The 3,684-nt window shown below is 70.5% G+C and carries 6 protein-coding genes; 5 read left to right on the forward strand and 1 reads right to left on the reverse strand.

Annotated features, from left to right (window positions below):
* On the forward strand, positions 1 to 472 hold a 472-nt coding region (locus tag H0U68_RS02610), incomplete at its 5' end, for a TolC family protein (RefSeq protein WP_296352607.1).
* 7 nt (positions 473 to 479) lie between these two features.
* On the opposite strand, the gene H0U68_RS02615 is transcribed toward H0U68_RS02610, so the two are convergent.
* Positions 480 to 1,280, reverse strand: coding sequence for a response regulator transcription factor (locus H0U68_RS02615; RefSeq protein WP_365730490.1), 801 nt, complete (start codon positions 1,278 to 1,280; stop codon positions 480 to 482).
* 122 nt (positions 1,281 to 1,402) lie between these two features.
* Here H0U68_RS02615 and H0U68_RS02620 point away from each other — a divergent pair, with 122 nt between their 5' ends.
* The 4 genes from H0U68_RS02620 to H0U68_RS02635 form a co-directional block, all read left to right on the forward strand.
* Entirely contained in the window at positions 1,403 to 2,257 is an 855-nt protein-coding gene (locus H0U68_RS02620; RefSeq protein WP_296352608.1) for an STAS domain-containing protein, read from the forward strand.
* A 9-nt stretch (positions 2,258 to 2,266) separates the two neighbouring features.
* Positions 2,267 to 2,641: an STAS domain-containing protein gene (locus H0U68_RS02625; RefSeq protein WP_296352609.1), complete on the forward strand. Its 375-nt coding sequence runs from the start codon at positions 2,267 to 2,269 to the stop codon at positions 2,639 to 2,641.
* The gene (locus tag H0U68_RS02630) at positions 2,631 to 3,032 is read left to right on the forward strand and encodes an anti-sigma regulatory factor (protein ID WP_296352610.1); all 402 of its coding nucleotides are present in this window, start codon (positions 2,631 to 2,633) and stop codon (positions 3,030 to 3,032) included. The genes H0U68_RS02625 and H0U68_RS02630 overlap by 11 nt, the downstream gene beginning before the upstream one ends.
* On the forward strand, positions 3,029 to 3,684 hold a 656-nt coding region (locus tag H0U68_RS02635), incomplete at its 3' end, for an ATP-binding protein (protein ID WP_296352611.1). The genes H0U68_RS02630 and H0U68_RS02635, both read left to right, overlap by 4 nt.

Below are 3,684 nucleotides of genomic sequence, written 5' to 3' on the forward strand. Positions count from 1 at the left end.
CTCGGCCGGCCAGGGCGCGGCCAGCATCGGCGACCTGTTCAGCGCCTCGGCGCTGGTGTGGTCGCTGGGGGTGTCGCTGGCACAGACGATTTTCAACGCCGGCGCGACCGGCGCCCGCGTCGACAGCACGCGCGCCGCGCTGGAGGAGGCCTCAGCCCGCTACCGCCAGACCGTGCTGGCCGCGTTCCAGGACGTGGAGGACCAGCTGGTGGCGCTGCGCATCCTGGCGCAGCAGCTGGTGCTGCGCGCCGAGGCCGCGCGCGCCGCCGACCTGGTGGAGCAGCAGGTGCTCAACCGCTACCGCTCGGGGCTGGTGAACTACACCGAGGTGGTCACCGCGCAGGCCAGCGCGGCCAACGCGCGCCGTGCGCTGGTGACGGCGCAGGCCGACCGCCAGGTGGCGGCGGTGGCGCTGGTCCAGGCGCTGGGCGGCGGCTGGCAGGGGATTGCCGCGGAACCCGCGGCGCGGTGAAGCGGGCTTAGCGTGTCATTGTGCCGGCAGCCGCCGGCACGATCACCGCCACGCTGAAGCCGGGTTCCAGGTGCGGCGTCAGCGACCAGCTCAGGTCGATGCGCTGGCCACCCTTGTCGATCAGCGGGAACTGCCCGCGCCATGCCTGGCTGCCCCAGGAAGCGGCGAACTGCTCCACCCGCGCCTTCCATTCCTTGGGCACCAGCCCGGCCACCTGGCGGCCGACCAGTCCGCCCCTGCTCAGTCCGAGCAGGCGCAGCAGCTCGGCATTGGCCTCGGCGATGCGGCCGCCGGCATCCACCAGCGCGATGGCGCAATCGGCCTTTTCGAAAATGCCGCGAAAGCGCTGGTCGCTCTGCTGGATACCCTGCTCGACCTGGCGGGCACGGATCAGCGCATTCAGGTGTGCCACCAGCACCGGCGGCTCCACCGGGCTCATCAGGTAAGCGTCAGCGCCGGCCTCCAGGCCTTCCACCAGGTCCTGGTTGCTCAGATAAACCGCGGACACATGGATCACCGGCAGCCCGGCCGTGGCGGTGTCGCGCCGCAGCAGCCGGCAGACTTCGAAGCCGTGCAGGTCGGGCAGGTGCACGTCCAGCACGACGGCGGCGACCCCGTCGCGGGCGAGCTCCAGCGCCTGCGCACCGCCCGGCACGTCCACGGTGTCGAAGCCGGCCGCCTGCAGGTGCGGCAGGTGGCGTAGCGCGCAGCGTGACCGTCGACGACGACCAGGACCTTGGGCCTGGGCAGTGGAGTGGGCGATGGCATGGCGGTGGGCGCGCGTCCCGCTGGCATGGGATGAATGAATGGGGGAGAAAGTATATGCTCATGCTCGGCAATACCCGTCCCGGGCGCGGCAACGCTGCCTTACACTGCATGGTTTCCCGCCGCGCGCCGGCATGTCCCCCATAGCCACGTTCCGACAACACAATGAGCCAAGAAACACAAGCCGTGCTCGCGCTGCTGAACCAGCACGAAGAGCAGATCGTTTCCGAATGGATGCAGGAGGCCGCCGGTGCGCTGCGGCTGACCGACAGCTCGCGGCGCACCATGCAGTCCGAAGCGGCCGAACTGGTGCGCGGGCTGCGCGAGGCGCTGCAGGCCGGCGCCGATCCGGCCGACTTCACGGGCGCGGCCTGGAGCGCGGTGCGCGACACGCTGTCGGCGCTGTCGCGTTCGCGCGCGTCGCAGGGGCAGCCGGCCGGCGACACCAGCTTTTTCGTGCTGGCGCTCAAGAAGCCGCTGTTCTCCGGGCTGCAGCGCGGCACGGCCGACAAGGACCAGCTGCTTGCCGCGGTGTGGAGCGTCACCACGCTGGTCGACCGCATGGGCCAGTGGACCGTCACCACCTACCAGCAGACGCGCGAGGAAATCATCGCGCGCCAGCAGCAGGACCTGCTGGAACTCTCCACGCCGGTGATCAAGCTGTGGGAAGGCATCCTGGCGGTGCCGATGATCGGCACGCTGGACTCCAGCCGCACGCAGATCGTGATGGAGACGCTGCTGCAGCGCATCGTGGAGACCGGCGCCACGCTGGCCATCATCGACATCACCGGCGTGCCCACCGTGGACACGCTGGTGGCGCAGCACCTGCTGAAGACGGTGAGCGCGATCCGCCTCATGGGCGCGGAATGCATCATCAGCGGCATCCGCCCGCAGATCGCGCAGACCATCGTGCACCTGGGTATCGACCTGAAGGGCATCGCTTCCAAGTCCAGCCTGGCCGATGCACTGTCGCTGGCGCTCGCGCGCAACGGCTATGTCATCACGCGCCAGCAGGCGTAAGGCGCAGCGATGGTCCGCATCCCCATTCTCCAGATAGGCGCAACCCTGCTGGTGACGATCCAGCACGACATGCAGGACCAGACCGCCCTGGCGCTGCAGGACGACCTGGCCAACAAGATATCCGCCACCAGCGCCAAGGGCGTGCTGATCGACATTTCCGCGTTGGAGATCGTGGATTCCTTCGTCGGCCGCATGCTGGCCGGCATTTCGGGCATCGCGCGCATCCTGGACGCCACCACGGTGGTGGTGGGCATGCAGCCGGCGGTGGCGATCACGCTGGTCGAGCTCGGCCTGTCGCTGGAAGGCGTGCGCACCGCGCTGAACGTGGAACGCGGCATGGAGCTGCTGAACCTGCGCACCAGGGAGAAGGCGCTTGGCCGGTGAAGCGGGCAGCATGGCGCTGCGCTCCGAGGAAGACATCGTGGCCAGCCGGCAGAAGGTGCGCGCGCTCGCGCAGCAGCTGAAGTTCTCGCTGGTCGACCAGACCAAGATGATCACGGCCGCCAGCGAGCTGTCGCGCAACACCGTGGTGCACGGCCACGGCGGCGAGATGCACTGGGCGATCCTCGACGAGGGCGTCAAGCGCGGGCTGCGGCTGGACTTCATCGACAGCGGCCCCGGCATCCCCGACGTCAAGCTGGCGCTGACCGACGGCTGGACCTCCGGCGGCGGCATGGGCCTGGGCTTGCCCGGCAGCAAGCGCCTGGTGCACGAATTCGAGGTGCAATCGCAGCCCGGCCAGGGCACGCGCGTCAGCATCACGCGGTGGAAATGAGCATCGGCACCACGCACACCGCGTTCCCGATGGACGATGCCAGCCGGGTGGGCGAAGCGCGCCGCCACGCGGTGCAGCTGGCGCACGAGCTGGGCCTGGGCGACACCCAGGTCGGCCGCGTGGCGCTGGTGGTGACCGAACTCGGCAACAACCTGCTGCGCCATGCGCGCCAGGGCCGCCTGCTGCTGGCCGCGCTGGAGGCCACGCGCGAAATCGAGGTGCTGGCGCTGGACGAGGGGCCCGGCATCATGAACCTGGAACGCAGCCTGGTCGACGGGTATTCCACCGGCGGCACGCCGGGCACGGGGCTGGGCGCGGTGCGGCGCCTGGCGCACAGCTTCGACGCGTATTCCGAGGCGCCGGGCGGCACGCTGATGGTGGCGCGGCTGGGCGGCGAGGACGCCCCCCCGTCCGCCGCCGCCGCGGTGAACTGCGGCGCCATTTCGCTGCCCATGCCCGGCGAGCACGTTTGCGGCGACGGCTGGGCGCTGGTGCAGGACGCGCACCGCGCCGTGCTGATGGTGGCCGACGGACTGGGCCACGGGCCCGATGCCGCGAAGGCGTCCCAGGCGGCGCTGCGGCTGTTCACCGAGGAGCCCTGGCTGCCGCTGCGCACCCAGCTCGAACGCGCGCATGCGGCGCTGCGCAGCAC

The organism is Ramlibacter sp., from assembly GCF_013697775.1.
Taxonomy (GTDB): Bacteria; Pseudomonadota; Gammaproteobacteria; order Burkholderiales; family Burkholderiaceae_C; genus Ramlibacter.

Coding starts and splice junctions, on each gene's coding strand:
- H0U68_RS02620 (WP_296352608.1), top strand. CDS start 1,403: ATGAGCCAAGAAACACAAGCCGTGCTCGCGCTGCTGAACCAGCACGAA.
- H0U68_RS02625 (WP_296352609.1), top strand. CDS start 2,267: ATGGTCCGCATCCCCATTCTCCAGATAGGCGCAACCCTGCTGGTGACG.